Source organism: Pelagibius sp., assembly GCF_965249265.1.
Taxonomy (GTDB): Bacteria; Pseudomonadota; Alphaproteobacteria; order Kiloniellales; family Kiloniellaceae; genus Pelagibius.
The window spans coordinates 860,659-875,372 of record NZ_OZ252224.1 but is presented as its reverse complement, the minus strand read 5'-3'; the positions used below and the strand labels follow the sequence as shown (position 1 = coordinate 875,372).

The following is a 14,714-nucleotide window of genomic DNA, read 5'->3' as shown; positions in this document are numbered from 1 at the left end:
CCAGCGGGCGGATTTTCAGCAGACATCGCTTTATTCGCGCTTGGCGGGACCCTATATTCGGTCTATTCCCACGACGGCAAATCTATGCCGCCGGCCGGGGCGCGGGGAACCGCGCCGGTCGGAAGAGAGGAGGATTGATGTCTTTACCGCTGATGCCGAAAGCGACCGCCGTCTGGCTGATCGACAATACCGGCCTGAGCTTCGAGCAAATCGCCGATTTCTGCGGTCTTCACATGCTGGAAATCCAAGGCATCGCCGATGGCGAGGTGGCCATGGGGATCCAGGGCATGGACCCGGTAACCTCCGGAGAGCTGACGCGCGACGAGATCGTCCGCTGCGAAGCCGACCCCAAGGCCAAGCTGAAGGCCGCCAAGAGCGACCTGCCCCAGCCGGTCAAGCGCACCAAGGGGCCGCGCTACACCCCGGTCGCCAAGCGCCAGGACAAGCCCGACGGCATCGCCTGGCTGGTGCGCCATCATCCGGAGTTGAAGGATTCCCAGATCGCCCGGCTGATCGGGACCACCAAGACGACGATCCAGGCGGTGCGCGAGCGCACCCACTGGAATTCGCCGAACATCCGGCCCCGCGATCCGGTGCTGCTTGGCCTCTGCGGCCAGGTCGACCTCAACGCCGCGGTCGAAAAAGCCCGCAAGGCAGCGGAGAAGGCCGGCATCACCCTGCCGAAGCCGGAGATCGAACCGGAAGCGCCGCCGCCTGTGGCCAGTGATCCGGACAACCCCTTCTCGCTGGAGAACTTCGGCCTGCCCAAGGGCGGCAACTAGACCCGGCGGACCTCAGGTCTCAGCCCTGTGAAAGCTGCGGGCAGGGCCCGCAGCTTCATGACCGTTTTGCGAAAATGCCGGTGTTTTTCATGCAGCGGACTCGCAAGCACAGGTCGACTTTCCTATATCTACGGCCATGACAAACTGGCCGGATATCCCCTACACGCGTTGGAAAGACAGCGGCGCCAGCCTGCATATGTGGACGCAGATCGTCGGCAAGTTCCGCCTGGCGCAGACGCCCTGGATCAACCACTCCTGGCAGGCGGCCTTCTACGTCAGCGGACGAGGGCTGAACTCCTCACTCATTCCCGGTGCCGACTGCAGCTACGACATCACCTTCGATTTCGTCGATCACCGCCTGAAGATCGACACGACGGACGGACGCCAAGAGACAATTGCGCTGGAGCCAATGTCCGTCGCCGAGTTTCACCGACGCTTCCTGGCCACGCTCGACAAGCTCGGCGCGCCAAGCGACATTCATCACGCCCCCAACGAAGTCCCCAGCCCGGTGCCATTCCGCGAACAGACCGCGCCGGGCGCCTACGATCCGGAAGCGGTGCGGGATTTCTGGCAGGCGCTGGTGTCCATCGACGCGGTCTTCAAACATTTCCGCACCGGCTTTCTCGGCAAGGTAAGCCCAGTGCACCTTTTCTGGGGCAGCTTCGATCTCGCAGTCACCCGCTTCTCGGGCCGCCCTGCGCCGCTGCACCCCGGCGGCTTTCCGGCGCTGCCCGACAGCGTGACGCGAGAGGCCTATTCCCATGAAGTCAGCTCCGCCGGTTTCTGGCCCGGCGGCGGCGGTATCGACTACCCGGCCTTCTATTCCTACGCCTATCCCATGCCCGAAGGCTTCGGCGAAAGGGCGGCGGAACCGGCGGAGGCGTTTTTCCAGAAAGATCTCGGCGAGTACGTGCTGCCCTATGACGCCGTGCGCAAGGCCGCCGATCCCGAGGCGGCGCTGCTGTCCTTCCTGCAGTCGACCTATCGAACCGCGGCCGATCTGGCGCAGTGGGAATGGGAGACGCTGGAATGCGAACTCGGCGTGCCGCGGGTCCCGCGCCGCATCGACTAATAGGTTCAGGAGCTTGCCATCGATTGCGATGGCATTTCGGGCGATCTGAGAAAAGCCGGCCCTGAGCGGCGCGAAGTCATTGTCTGCCGTTAATCCGCCCCCCGAACAAGGGCCAGGGCACCAGCCCTTGGCGTTGAGGAAATATTTAGATCTTCAACCGACCCTATGGCAATCCGCTGCTCACGGGGCTCGGCACAATGACCGCAATACAGATCGTGTTTTCGTATCTGCCGCTGTTGGTAATCGCGGCCAGCGCCGTTGTGCTTTTCCGGCGCAGCGGGCACAGCCCGGTCGCTCAGGGCCTCAGCGCGCTGCCGTTTGTCATTGCGATTTTTTCCCTGATCGCCTCCCTCGCCGGGGAACGGGCTCCGGCAGACGGTATTCAAGGCCTCTGGGCGGCAGGCGCGGTGCTGGCCGTACTGGCCCTTAAGCGGTGGCCGGGCAGCGGCACCTCCGAATAAACCGGGGACGGCTCCCTCACGGGCGGCTTACACCCGGTATCGCGGGCACCGCCGCCGCGATGTGATCGATGAGCCGCCTCAGCCGGCGGGTCTGCCGGCGCGACGGCAGGTAGGCGGCATTGATGGTCAGGGGTTTCGCCCGCCAACCAGGCAGAACGTCGACAAGGTCCCCCGCCTTCAGTTCTCTTTCGACAAACCAGCGCGGCATGACGGCATAACCGATTCCAAGCCGCGCTGCCTTATGGGCCGCGAAGATGTTGTTGGTTGCCAGTGCGACGCTTGCATTGACCGTCTCAACGGTCCCATCGGCTTGCGACAAAGGAATGCTGGCGGCCTCGAAAGGCTCCAGTGCAGCACAAGGCAGCTCGGCAAGTTCCCCCGGCGCTGCAATGCGACGGTCACCGATCAGTTGCGGCGCAGCCACGACGAGCCGCTCGACCCGACCCAGGGGGCGGACCACCAACGTTTCATCCGGCAACGGGCCGATCTTGATCCAGAGATCGCAGCCAATCTCGGCAAAGCGTATGGCCTCGTCCTCCAGCAGCCAGGTGACGGAAACGCCGGGGTGGTTCTGTTGAAACCGCAACACCGCTTCGGCCAGGTGAAGCTGACCCAGGGCCACCGGGGCGACCACCTTCAGCTTGCCGCGAACCTCGCTCTCCTCCCCGGCATAGCGTTCAACCATAGTGTCCCAGCCGTCGATCAGGGCGCGGGCATCGGCAAGGCAGTCCCGACCGGCCTCACTCAGTGAAAGGGAATGGGTGCTGCGCTGGATCAGTTGCACCCCCAGAGCTTCCTCCAATGCCTTCAACTGACGGCTCGCAGAAGCCTGGGAAAGGCCCAGATCGCGCGCCGCCGCGGAGATCGAGCCGCGCTCGGCGATCCTCGCGAAGGTGGTCAGCAGTCCCAGCCGGTCCAGTGCCTTGCTCATACGCAATACGTATATCTAATACTCCTTTAAGCCGTCTACAGGAAAAGCAATCTCGCAGGCATCTTCTCTTCAGACCACAACGCAGACCGCAGAAACAGAGGAGTTCCAGAGATGACCGCACAATCAAAGACCTTCGCACTGAGCGGTGAAACCACGGTCAACCGGCTTGGCTACGGCGCCATGCGCCTCACCGGCCAGCCCGGCAACTTCGGACCTTATCCGGACTGGGAGGGCGGCCTCGCCCTGCTGCGCCGCGCCGCCGATCTGGGCGTGACCTTCTTCGACAGCGCCTGGGCCTATGGGCCGGAAACGGCGGACCGCATCGTCGGCGAAGCCCTCGAAGGCCGGGACGTCGTGCTGGCCACCAAGGGCGGGGTCGATAAGCCGGCGCCGGGCAACATCGTCGTCGACGGGTCGCGCGATACGCTGCTGCGCCAGATCGACAGGGCGTTGGTCAACCTGCGCCGCGACCGGATCGATCTGTTCCAGCTTCACCGGGTCGATCCGAACACGCCGATCGAGGCATCGGTCGCGGCCCTAGCAGAAGCGCAGGCCGACGGGCGCATCCGTCACATCGGCCTCTCCAATGTCACGCGCGAAGGCCTGGATCGCGCCCTCACCGTCGCACCCATCGCCAGCGTTCAGAACCGCTTCAACATGGCCGAGACCGGTCAAAACGATCTGGTCGACTACACGGCGGAAAAGGGTATCGCCTTCATTCCCTATGGGCCGCTCGGCGCCAACCCGATGCAGCAGGGCGCCAAGCTGGAAGCGCGTCAGGCCCTTGCCTGGTTGCTGCAACGCTCCCCCAACATCGTCGTCATCCCCGGCACGACGTCCATCAACCACCTGGAAGAAAACCTGGGTGCCTGGGATCTGGTGTGACGGCTCCGGCGCTGGCCAAGCAAGAAAGAAGGGAACACCACCGTGTCACAAACTCCAACGTTTGCACTGAACTACGCTCCGCATCTCGGGCTCAACAGCCCTGACAGCGGCATGTTCCAACACCACGCCGGCGGCGACCCGGTGGATCAGATCCGGTTTATGGCCGAGCAGGGATTCACCGCCCTGGAAGACAACTGGATGAAGGCCCGCGACATCGAGACCCAAAACCGCATCGGCCGGGAACTGGAGCGCCAGAACATGACCATGGGGGTTATTGTGAACACCCTTGTCTATGAGCGCCCGAGCTTCGTCCTGAACGACCGCAACGAACGCGACCGTCTTGTACAGGAGGTGCGGGAGACCGCGGAGGTGGCGCGCCGGGTCGGGGCGACCTATGTCACCACGCTCTCCGGCACTGTGCATCCTTCCCTGCCACGCGACTATCAGACCGCCAACATGATCGAGAACCTGAAGTGGGCCGGCGCAGCGGCTGCGGAAGAAAGCCTTGTGCTGGCCCTGGAGCCGATCAATCACAAAGGCTGGCCGGGGACCTTCATGACCGAGGTGGGGCACGCCCACTTGATCGCCAAGGCTGTCGACATGCCGTCAGTGAAGCTGCTCTACGACTTCTGGCATCAGCAGATCCACGGCGGCGATCTGATCACAAATCTGGACCTCGCTTGGGATCAGATCGGCTATGTCCAGATCGCCGACAACCCCGGGCGCAGTGTCCCGGGCTCCGGCGAGATCAACTATGCCCCGATTCTGCGGCGGCTCGCCGAACGCGGTTTCGATGGCATCGTCGGGCTGGAGTTTGAGAACCCGGCGCCGGGCAAGGCCGGCGAACGGGCTGTCATAGAAGCAGTGCGCGTTATCGACCCGCGATGACCCGCAACGGTTCGTCAAGCGCCACAAAAAAGGTAATGCTGCATCATTCTGACGGCCCCGCTAGAAAACCCGTCACGGCATCGAGGAAGGTGCTGCGCCCCCAGGCCGCGCGGTCGAGATGAACAAAGTGGGTCGCCTGGGGAATCTGGACTACCTCCACGCGCCCTACCTCCCGCCCGCTTAGGTGCTTGCGAAGCAGGGCGGCATCTTCGGGCCGAGACCAGAAATCATTCTCGGAACGGACAATCAGCACATCGGCCGTGATCAGTCTGGCATCCCAGAGGGCCGCGCCGGTCGCCACCAGAAAGCTGTCCGCCAGGGCCCCGGAAGGCGCCCGAAAGCTGGGCGGATTTCGGTCGAAAGCCGTCGGGTCGCTGGCCAGGGCGGTCTCCACATAGGCCTCGGCAACTTGCGGATCACGCCAAAGGGCCTTGTCTTCCAGCGGAATCGACCTGTCCCAGCCCGGGAGCAGGCTATCGCCAGGGTTCAGCCGGTAATTCCGGAAACGTTCAAGATCGAACTGATCGGGTGCCTGCGCCATCGCGAGGCGCGACCCACGGCCGATCCGGGGATGGTCCGCAGTGTATCCATAGAGCGTGTTGTAGAAGACGAGCTTGGCGACCTTTCGCGGATTCAGGGCAGCATAGTATCCCGCCCAATGGCCACCCGTCGCCCAACCGAGAATCGCGACCTGGGCGACGCCTGCGCGCTCAAGAATGGCATCGACGGCAGCCGAAAGGTCGCGGACCGCGTCGCCGGAGCGAACCAGCGGTGCGCTCACCGCGGGCGGCTTTTCCATCTCCGCCGGGCGGCTGGAAGCCCCGTATCCCCGAAGATCGACGATGTAGACCGCAAGCCCGTTACGCGCGAGGTCCTCTGCCAGGCTGCCTCCTTCGACACTGAGGTCGAACGACGCGATGCCCGGAACGCGGGCGCCGTGGAGCAGCACGACGGGCGCCCCAAGGCGCATCTGATCGCCGTCGACAATTTCCCGAATACCGATCTCGACTCCCGGCTCCGACATCACTGAGAAATCGGTCCGTTCAATATCGGCAAGCGCTGTGGCGGAAAACAAGGCTGGGACCCCAAGGGCAAACAACGTCCGTATCATCTCGACCGCCTCCTTCTGATGTCATCGGGAACACCCCAATAGCCGCCAAGACGATCTGTAGAAAATACCGTTTTTAATTCAAACGATATGATATTCATATCGAATGCCGAAACTCGATCACCCGACCCTGCGTCAATTTCTTGCCGTGGCCAAAGCCGGAGCCGTTCGTGCCGCAGCGCGTCAACTGAATATGAGCCAGCCACCCTTGACGGCAAAAATACGACAGTTGGAAGACCGTCTGGATACCCGGCTCTTCGAACGCAGCGTCAGGGGAATGACATTGACCGAGGCCGGCGAGGCTCTGGCCCAGGAAGCACGAATCCTGCTCGGGCGCCTGGAACGGGCCGAGGCGCGCGTGCGTGCCTTAGGGGGACGGCCCAAACCTCTGCGCATCGGTTTCGTTTCCGCGGCTTTGAGCGCCACCTTGCCGGACCTGCTGCTTGGACTGAGACAGAACCGGACGCCGACGCCGGAGCTGCGGGAAATGACGACGCCTGAACAGTTGGACGCCCTGATTGCCGGGCAGATAGATGTCGCTCTGCTTCACCCGCCGGTGCCTGCGCTGCCTGACTTCCAGGGCCGGCGACTGGGCCGCGACCCTTTTTGGGCTGCACTTCCCGCCGATCACCGCTTGGCGCGCCGCCGGTCGATCCGTTTCGCCGAAATCGCCGGCGAACCCTTCGTTCTCTTCCCCCGGTCCCAGGGCCCGGTGCTGTTCGAGACGATCGAGACCCTGGCGACGGAGGCGGCGGGCAAACTTCAGGTCGCGGCCGAGGCCAGCCGTGTGCACAGCCATTTGGCCCTCATTGCGGGCGGCCTCGGCGTTGGTCTCATCACCCGCTCCACAGCGCAGCGGCTGTCTTTCCATGGCGTCACCGCCATTCCGTTGAAAGATACGCAAGACCGTCTCTTCCTGGAGCTTCAGCTTTTGGCGGAGCCGGATAAACTGCAGGCATTGTCACACCTTTTTGGCGGCACCAAGACAAGCCGCAAAAGGTAAATCCGGTTTCGGAAGCCCTGCAGACCTCACCCGTCGTCCATTCCGCGAGAGTGAGAATCACCACATCCGGCTTAGTCCGACGGGGCTAATGCTTTATCCCGTGGCGGCAAGGGCTGGGGTGCCTTGCGGCCGCTGTATCGGAGGGCGCAGCCGGAAGGCTGCGGACATCGGCAACAGGGGAGAGCAGCATGGCCGAGGAGTCGTTTGGCGCCGGCGTGAAAAACTGGCTGGTGAAAAAGGGGCTGAAGGCCGTGGTCGCGATACCGCCGCTGCACCGCCGCCTGAACCGCAAACTGATCAATTCCTACGCCTCGGCGACAAAGGTCCGACCGCGGCCCTTTTCCATGGCCGCCGGCTACACCACCTGGCGCGGCCTGACCGACCGGCGCTATTCCGGACGGCATCTGCCGGAGGCCCGGGACTACAACGCCACCCTGCCGCCCTTGGACGACGTGAACGCCCTCTTCAAGAAAACCGAAGACCGGCGGGCGACCGACACCAGCCTGCTGTTTCCCTTTTTCGCCCAGTGGTTCACCGACAGCTTCCTGCGCACCAAGTGGAAAGAACCGGAGAAGCAGGATTTCGCCGAGAACGAGAGCAACCACGAGATCGATCTCTGCCAGATCTACGGCGTCGGCGAAGAGCAGACCCGCATGCTGCGCGCCATGGAGGGCGGGCGGCTGAAGAGCCAGATCATCGAGGACGAGGAATTCCCGGTCTTCCTGTTTGAGGAAACCCCGGAAGGCCTGAAGCCGAAGCCGGAGTTCGACGGCCTCTACACGCCCGATAATTTCATGCGTGTCTTTGCTAACGCTTCCGACGACCACAAGCGCAGCGCTTTTGCCGTCGGCCTGGAGCACGGCAATTCGACCATCGGCAACACGGTGATGAACACCCTTTTCCTGCGCGAGCACAACCGCATCGCCGGAATCCTCGCCAAGGCGCATCCCGATTGGGACGACGAACGCCTGTTCCAGACCGCGCGCAACGTCTGCATCGTCATCCTGTTGAAGATCGTGATCGGCGACTACATCGTGCACATCGCCCCGGCCGACTTCCCGCTGATGGTGGTGCCGGGCATGGCGGAGAAGGAACACTGGTACCGCACCAACTGGATCGCGGTGGAGTTCGCCCTGCTCTACCGCTGGCACGACCTGATCCCCGCCAGCGTCACCTTCAACGGCGAAACCAGCAATTCAGCGGCGCTGAGGCACAACAATGCCCTGGTCATGAAGCTCGGTGTGGAGAAGGTCTGCCGCGACGCCTCCCGCCAGCTGGCCGGCAGGATCGGCCTCGCCAACACCGCGGACTTCCTCTTGGACATGGGCGTGAAGAAACACAGCATCGACATGGCGCGCACCTGCGCTCTGCCGCCCTTCAACGACTACCGCCGCCACTACGGCAAGGACCCGGTCCGGTCTTTCGAAGAGCTGACAGGCGACCCGGTCTCGGCCAGGAAACTGGAAGACCTCTACGGCTCCATCGACAGGCTGGAATGGTTCGTCGGCATCTTCGCCGAGGGCTACGGCAAGCGCGAGATGATGGGCGAGCTGCTGAAAACCATGGTCGCCAACGACGCCTTCACCCAGGCGCTGACCAACCCGCTGCTGGCCGAGGCTGTCTACAACGCAGAGACCTTCGGCGCCGAGGGCCTTGCGATCATCGAGTCCACCAGCCGCCTCGCCGAGGTCATTCAGCGCAACACCAGCCTGCAGGACCCGATGAGCGTCGGCTTCATGATCCGCAAGTAGTTGGTGGGAGTAGATCTGGAAAAATAGCCGTCATACGCGGGCCCGTTCCGACTATCATGGTGGCAGGTATAGATTTCTCGCGCGAAATCCAGCGGGCGGCCCAATGGACCCTCGGAACAAGTCCGAGGGTGACGATCTTAGCAGTATTGGCGTCACAAAACACAACCGTCATGCTCGGGCTTGTCCCGAGCATCCATGGCGGCGAAGTGCGTAAGTCTCGCCGCCGGAATCACAGCGAACGGTCCCGTCGACCCTCAGAACAAGTCCTGATGTGATGCGATGAAGCGACAGCCTTGCCGATGGGCCGCCTTAGTCCTCCACCGGCACGGTGTAGTTCAGGCCCAGACGACCGCCGTCGGCATAGATGGTCTGGCCGGTGATGTAGCTGGAGTCCGCCGAGGCCAGGAAGACCGCGACACTGCCCATCTCCTCCGGCTCGCCGAGGCGTCTCATGGGGGTGCGCGACATCAGCCGCTTCCAGGCGGCGGGGTCGCTGTTCACCGCACTCACCATCGGCGTGTTGATGGAGCCCGGCCCGACACCGTTCACCCGGATGCCGTAATCCGCAAGACCCAAGGACATCACCTTGGTGAGCTGGTTCACCCCACCCTTGGCAACGCAGTAGGGCGTGATGGAGGGGATCGCCACCACGGCATTGATCGACGACATGTTGACGATGGAGCCCGCGGTACCGTCCGGTCGCGGCCCTTGCTTCACCATCTGGCGGGCGGCGGCCTGGCCGCAGAGGAAGACACCCTTCAGGTTCACCCGGATCACCGCGTCGAAGTCTTCCTCGGTGAAGTCGAGGAAGTCGCCGCCCCTCACGATCCCGGCGTTGGCGACCATGCAGTCGAGTCGCCCGAAGGCGGCCACGGCGGAGTCCACCAGGGCATCCACCGCCGCCTTGTCGCCGACGTCGCAGGCTACGAAGACGGCCTCGGCGCCGCTTGCCTGAAGCTGCTCCGCGGCTTCCTCACCCGCCGTCTGGTCGATGTCGGAGAGCACCACCTTGGCCCCCTCGGCCGCGAACTGTTTGGCACAGCCCAGGCCAATCCCCGAAGCCGCACCGGTCACGATGACGACCTGATCCTTTACACGCATTACTAAAGACCCCCTTGCTGATTTCGGCTCGCCACCAAAATCCTTCGTGTTACCCGCCCCGCCCTTCGAGACGCGATCCTGCGGATCGCTCCTCAGGGTGAGGCTTCCAATTCAGCCTCATCCTGAGGAGGGCAAGCGCCCGTCTCGAAGGATGAAGCAACCGCCGCCTTCAGCAGCGCATCTGATGATACTTCTGTCTCACCCGGCCTTGGGATAGCCGATGCCGGCGAGGGTTTCCTTGATTTCGTCGAGAATGGCCGGGTCGTCGATGGTCGCCGGCGGCTTGAAGTCCTCGCCGTCGGCGATCTTGCGCATGGTGGCGCGCAGGATCTTGCCGGAACGGGTCTTGGGCAGGCGCTGCACCACGGCGGCGGACTTGAAGGCGGCGACAGGGCCGATGCGCTCGCGCACCATCTGCACCACCTCCTGGGTCACGGCGCCGTCACCGGCCCCGGCTTTCAGCACCACGAAGCCGACCGGCAACTGGCCCTTCAACTGATCGGCCACGCCGATCACCGCACACTCGGCAACATCGGGATGGGCGGCCAGCACCTCCTCCATCGCGCCGGTGGAAAGCCGGTGGCCGGCGACGTTGATGATGTCGTCGGTGCGCGCCATAACGTGGATATAGCCGTCCTCGTCGATGATCCCGGCATCGCCGGTCTCGTAGTAGCCGGGATAGTTGGCGAGGTAGGAGTCGTAGTAGCGCTGCTTGGCGTTCCACAGCGTCGGGAAGGTGCCCGGCGGCATCGGCAGCTTGCCGGCCAAGGCGCCGATGGTGCCCGGCGGGACCGGATGCCCCTCCGCATCCAGCACCTGCAGGTCCCAGCCCGGCGTCGGCCGCGTCGGCGAGCCCGCCTTCACCGGCAGCAGTTCGATGCCCAGGCAGTTGGAGGCGATGGCCCAGCCGGTCTCGGTCTGCCACCAGTGATCGATCACCGGCACGCCGAGCTTTTCCTCGGCCCAGGTCAGGGTGTCGGGATCGCAGCGCTCCCCGGCCAGGAAGAGCGCGCGGAAATGGCTGAGGTCGTACTTGCCGATGTGCTCGCCTTCCGGGTCCTGCTGGCGGATCGCGCGAAAGGCCGTCGGCGCGGTGAACAGGCTGACCGCCTTGTGCTGGCTGATCACCCGCCAGAAGGCACCGGCATCGGGCGTGCCCACCGGCTTGCCCTCGTAGAACAGCGTGGTCGCGCCGTGCAGCAGCGGGGCGTAGACGATGTAGGAATGCCCGACCACCCAACCGACGTCGGAGGCCGACCAGTACACCTCCCCCGGATCGATGTTGTAGATGTTCTTCATCGTCCACTTCAGCGCCACCGCGTGGCCGCCGTTGTCGCGCACGATGCCCTTGGGCTGGCCGGTGGTGCCCGAGGTGTAGAGGATGTAGAGCGGATCGGTCGCGGCCACCGGCACCGGTCCGTGCGGCTCGGCGGCCGTCGCGGCGGCCTCCCAATCCTCGTCGCGGCCGTCCTGCAGGTCGGCTGTCGCCTGGGGCCTTTGCAGGATCAGGCAGAAGTCCGGCTTGTGCTGGGCCATCTCGATGGCCGCGTCGAGCAGCGGCTTGTAGGCAATGACCTTGGCGACTTCGATGCCGCAGGAGGCGGAGACGATGGCCTTGGGCTGGGCATCGTCGATCCGCGTCGCCAGCTCGTTGGCGGCGAAACCGCCGAAGACCACGGAATGCACGGCGCCCAGGCGGGCACAGGCCAGCATGGCCACCGCCGCCTCCGGCACCATGGGCATGTAGATGATAACCCGGTCGCCCTTTTCGACGCCGCGGGTGGCCAGGGCGCCGGCGAAGCGCGCCACCTGGTCCTGCAACTCGGTGTAGGTGATGGTGCGGACGGTGTCGGTGACGGGGCTGTCGTAGATGATCGCCGCCTGGCTGCCGCGCCCGTTCTTCACATGGCGGTCGACGGCGTTGTAGCAGGTGTTCAGCTTGCCCCCGGCAAACCAGCGGTAATAGGGCGGGTCGGAATCGTCGAGGACCTTGTCCCACTTCTTGACCCAGTCGATCTCCTCGGCCGCCGCGGCCCAGAAGCCTTCCGGATCGGCCTGCGCCGCCTGATAAACCTCGTCGTAACGCCCCATGATGCTTCCGCTCCCCGGATGAAAAAACGCCAGTGACGCCCAGCTTTTGTTGTTCTGCTTTGGCCCAAGCATAAGCGCCAAACCGTGGAAACGAAAGCCCGTCCGAAGCGGCCGGGCGACCGCCCACGCCTGCGACAAAACGACCGGGGGCGGCGGTTTTGCTCGCATCCCCAATCCTGACCTCCTAAGTCAGGTATGTCGGAAAAACGTCGGCAAAAAGTTGATAAACCTGGGCCAACGAAAGAGAAAAAGGGATCGTCTCTTGCGTCATCTCCCCTACTACGTGGGCGGCTTCATGCTGCTGCCGCTGCTGATCTGGCTGGTGCTCTGGTCGGTGTTCTTCCCCGGACCCAATCACGGACTGGACGTGCCGCTGACAGCGGCCATGCTGGCCACCTCCATGCCCCTGGTGCTGTGGTTCTTCCTGGCCAACCTGGGCTTCCTCGCCAATTCCATCGGCGGCACCAACGAGTACGAGAAGCCGAGCCAAGGACTGGTGCGGGGCATCGTTGCGCTGCTGCCGTCCTCGGCCCTGATCATCGGCCTGATCAGCCTGCCGGTTCTCTTTCTCCAGGGCCAGCCGACCGCCCTGCTGGGCCTGCCGCTGGCCACCGGGGTCGCCATCTTCTTCGCCATCCGCTACGGCGAGCGCGCCCGCGGCGACGACCGCGCCCGCTCTCAACAGCGCACGCCGGCCCAGCCCGCGCAGGCCATCGCGCCCCTCAGCACAAGCAACGCGCCGGGCCTTGGGCACCGGATCGGGGGCTTTGCCTTGCGGTTGCTCTACGCCGTGCCTCTGCTGGGCTGGATGATCGAGGACGCAGTGAAAGGCCGCGAAAGCGCCAAGCTGTTCTTCGCCCTCAACTGCCTCTTCGCGCTTCTCGCCGCCATCGCCTTCTTCGGCTATCCGGCGCTCATCGTCTTCGCTCTGGTCATGGTGCCCGTCGTCTTCGCCGGCATCTTCTGGACGACGCGGGCTTAGGAAAAGAGGAAACCGCTGGCGCGGATGCATGGGCAAAGTCCAGCGAGCTGTCGAAACAAAGCCCCCTCACCCCGGCCCTCTCCCACGAGGGGCTACGGCATTCACGGAATTGCTTCTCTTTGAGGCGATGATGTGATTCAAGCAATCCAGGTTTTTTTGGGGGATCTGGATGGCTGGGTTTGGAGACGTGCGTGTTGCGGGTCGGTCGGAATGGATGATGGACCAGTTGGTGTCGAGCGGCAGTTGCGTATTGCGCAAGGTTGGTGGTGACCGGGCTGGTGAGATGGCGTGCCACCGGTTTTTGTCTTCGCCGCATTCCAGCGTTGCGGCGATCCTGTCCGGCCTTGCGGCCCGGACGGCGGCGGTGTGCGCGGGTCGGCATGTGATCTGCATCCAGGATACGAGCGAGATCAACTTCAAGAACCGCGCGGCCAACCGCCGGGGTTTTGGATGCGGGGCGGATGGCACGAGCCCGGCCTTTTTCCTGCACCCGCTGCTTGCGGTGGACGCCGAGGACGAGGCGGTGCTTGGCCTTGTGGGGGCCGAGATCTGGACCCGGCCGCCGGTCAAGGCGGGCGATCGTCGGCGGCGTGCGCCTTCGGACAAGGAGAGCGGTCGCTGGCTGTCCGGGGCGCGCTGCGCCGGCGAGGGTTTGGCCGGCGCCGCCAGCGTAACCGTGGTGGCCGACCGGGAAAGCGACGTCTACACGCTGTTTGCCGGCAAGCCCGAGGGCGTGGAGCTTGTGGTGCGGGCGCGCCACGACCGTGGCTTGGCGGACGGGGAGAACGAAGCAGACGGGGCGGATGGCCGCCGCCTGTTCGAGGCACTGGCGGCGGAACCTGCGCAAGGCCGGTCTGTCGTGAAGGTCGGCCCGCGTGGGCCGGGCGACAAGGGCCGCGAGGCCACGGTGGAACTGCGGGCACGCCGTGTGCGGATCGTCCGCCCCTCGAGGCTGAAGAAGGCGCATGCCGCAGAGATGGTCGAGATGACCGTCGTCGAAGCGCGCGAGCCCGATCCGCCGGCGGGCAAGGCGGCGCTGCACTGGCGTCTGCTGTCGTCGGCGGACATCGCGCCGCAGCGTGCGGTTCAGCTCTACCGCCTGCGCTGGCGCATCGAGCAGCTGTTCCGAACCTGCAAGAGCGACGGCCTGCGCTTCGACGAAACCCAGATGCACGATGCCGGGCGGCTGATGAAGTTCGCCGCCATGGCGCTCGGCGCCGCGGCCCGCATCATGCAACTGGTCGATGCCCGCGACGGCTCGCGCCGACCGGCGACGGACGCCCTCGACGCCGGCTTTCTGCCCGCACTCCAGGCGATCTCCAAGACGCTCGAAGGCAACACCGAGCGCCAGAAAAATCCGCATCCAGCCGACAGCCTCGCGTTCCTCGCCTGGGTCTGCGCCCGCCTCGGCGGATGGAACTGCTACTACAAACCGCCCGGACCAAAGACCATGAAAACCGGTTGGCAAACCCTCGCAGCACAACTCACCGGATTCGCACTCGCAACAAACATCGAAAATGTGTGAATCCCATAGCCCACGAGGGGAGAGGGGGAACCACAGGAAGGTCGGTCTTGAAACCCTCTCCCCTTGTGGGAGAGGGAGGGGCCCACGAAGTGGGAGGGTGAGGGGGCGTCCCGCGCAAGCGGGAAGACAAAAGA

At 64.4% G+C, this 14,714-nt stretch carries 13 protein-coding genes; 9 read left to right on the top strand and 4 right to left on the bottom strand.

Annotation, left to right across the window (positions count from 1 at the left end; translation table 11 throughout):
- Window positions 1–137 precede the first annotated feature (137 nt).
- The 3 genes from ACP146_RS04280 (at window position 138) to ACP146_RS04270 (ending at window position 2,315) form a co-directional block, all read left to right on the top strand.
- On the top strand, window positions 138–782 hold the full coding sequence (locus tag ACP146_RS04280; protein WP_422365526.1) for a DUF1013 domain-containing protein: 645 nt from the start codon (window positions 138–140) through the stop codon (window positions 780–782).
- 136 nt (window positions 783–918) lie between these two features.
- Window positions 919–1,854, top strand: coding sequence for a DUF5996 family protein (locus ACP146_RS04275; protein WP_422365525.1), 936 nt, complete (start codon window positions 919–921; stop codon window positions 1,852–1,854).
- Between the two features lie 197 nt (window positions 1,855–2,051).
- Window positions 2,052–2,315, top strand: a complete 264-nt coding sequence (locus tag ACP146_RS04270) for a hypothetical protein (RefSeq protein ID WP_422365524.1) — start codon at window positions 2,052–2,054, stop codon at window positions 2,313–2,315.
- A gap of 16 nt (window positions 2,316–2,331) precedes the next feature.
- On the opposite strand, the gene ACP146_RS04265 is transcribed toward ACP146_RS04270, so the two are convergent.
- Window positions 2,332–3,246, bottom strand: coding sequence for a LysR family transcriptional regulator (locus ACP146_RS04265; protein ID WP_422365523.1), 915 nt, complete (start codon window positions 3,244–3,246; stop codon window positions 2,332–2,334).
- Between the two features lie 111 nt (window positions 3,247–3,357).
- On the opposite strand from ACP146_RS04265, the gene ACP146_RS04260 reads away from it, so the two are divergent.
- Window positions 3,358–4,131 (top strand): aldo/keto reductase, encoded by a 774-nt coding sequence (locus tag ACP146_RS04260; RefSeq protein ID WP_422365522.1) that lies wholly within the window; start codon window positions 3,358–3,360, stop codon window positions 4,129–4,131.
- A 42-nt stretch (window positions 4,132–4,173) separates the two neighbouring features.
- The gene (locus ACP146_RS04255) at window positions 4,174–5,019 is read left to right on the top strand and encodes a hydroxypyruvate isomerase family protein (protein WP_422365521.1); all 846 of its coding nucleotides are present in this window, start codon (window positions 4,174–4,176) and stop codon (window positions 5,017–5,019) included.
- Window positions 5,020–5,062: 43 nt separating this feature from the next.
- Here ACP146_RS04255 and ACP146_RS04250 read toward each other — a convergent pair whose 3' ends face one another.
- Window positions 5,063–6,130 (bottom strand): alpha/beta fold hydrolase, encoded by a 1,068-nt coding sequence (locus ACP146_RS04250; protein WP_422365520.1) that lies wholly within the window; start codon window positions 6,128–6,130, stop codon window positions 5,063–5,065.
- A gap of 103 nt (window positions 6,131–6,233) precedes the next feature.
- On the opposite strand from ACP146_RS04250, the gene ACP146_RS04245 reads away from it, so the two are divergent.
- Both ACP146_RS04245 and ACP146_RS04240 read left to right on the top strand, forming a co-directional pair.
- Window positions 6,234–7,130: a LysR family transcriptional regulator gene (locus ACP146_RS04245; protein ID WP_422365519.1), complete on the top strand. Its 897-nt coding sequence runs from the start codon at window positions 6,234–6,236 to the stop codon at window positions 7,128–7,130.
- Between the two features lie 188 nt (window positions 7,131–7,318).
- Complete coding sequence (locus ACP146_RS04240; protein ID WP_422365518.1) at window positions 7,319–8,881, top strand: peroxidase family protein; 1,563 nt, start codon at window positions 7,319–7,321, stop codon at window positions 8,879–8,881.
- Between the two features lie 309 nt (window positions 8,882–9,190).
- Here the strand turns inward: ACP146_RS04240 and ACP146_RS04235 are convergent, their stop codons facing one another.
- Entirely contained in the window at window positions 9,191–9,982 is a 792-nt protein-coding gene (locus ACP146_RS04235) for an SDR family NAD(P)-dependent oxidoreductase (RefSeq protein WP_422365517.1), read from the bottom strand.
- A 198-nt stretch (window positions 9,983–10,180) separates the two neighbouring features.
- Complete coding sequence (locus ACP146_RS04230; RefSeq protein ID WP_422365516.1) at window positions 10,181–12,073, bottom strand: propionyl-CoA synthetase; 1,893 nt, start codon at window positions 12,071–12,073, stop codon at window positions 10,181–10,183.
- Window positions 12,074–12,335: 262 nt separating this feature from the next.
- Here ACP146_RS04230 and ACP146_RS04225 point away from each other — a divergent pair, with 262 nt between their 5' ends.
- Window positions 12,336–13,055: a hypothetical protein gene (locus tag ACP146_RS04225; RefSeq protein WP_422365515.1), complete on the top strand. Its 720-nt coding sequence runs from the start codon at window positions 12,336–12,338 to the stop codon at window positions 13,053–13,055.
- A gap of 169 nt (window positions 13,056–13,224) precedes the next feature.
- Window positions 13,225–14,580 (top strand): IS4 family transposase, encoded by a 1,356-nt coding sequence (locus tag ACP146_RS04220; protein WP_422364713.1) that lies wholly within the window; start codon window positions 13,225–13,227, stop codon window positions 14,578–14,580.
- The last annotated feature ends 134 nt before the right edge of the window (window positions 14,581–14,714 follow it).